This is a genomic window from Gluconobacter sp. GP1 (assembly GCF_032913585.1).
GTDB classification, from domain to species: domain Bacteria; phylum Pseudomonadota; class Alphaproteobacteria; order Acetobacterales; family Acetobacteraceae; genus Gluconobacter; species Gluconobacter cerinus.
The window spans coordinates 1-323 of sequence record NZ_JASGXC010000070.1 but is presented as its reverse complement, the minus strand read 5'-3'; the positions used below and the strand labels follow the sequence as shown (position 1 = coordinate 323).

1 protein-coding gene is annotated in these 323 nt (G+C 68.1%); it reads left to right on the top strand.

The features are described 5' to 3' along the window. Window positions 1-323, top strand: a 323-nt coding sequence (locus R5H23_RS16970) for a class I SAM-dependent methyltransferase (protein ID WP_317216143.1), incomplete at both ends; no start/stop codon positions are given.

Sequence of the window (323 nt, the reverse complement as noted above, 5' to 3'; positions counted from 1 at the left end):
ACGGCGAAGATTGCCGAGCAGTTCGACCTCACGATTGGCAACCCGCCGTTCAGCAACCGCACGGTGCGTGGCACGGACGAGCTGGGGCGGCTTGGCCTGTCGCTGCATGACTACTTCATCGCACGCTCCGTCTCCCGCCTGCGTCCCGGTGCCATGGGTCTGTTCGTCACGTCACGCTGGACGATGGACAAGCGCGACGCCACTGCGCGCCGGCACCTGTTCGAAACGGCGGACCTGGTCGGGGCGGTTCGCTTGCCGGCTGGCGCGATGCGCGATGATGCCGGGACCGACGTGGTCGTGGACGTGCTGGTCCTGCGCCGTCG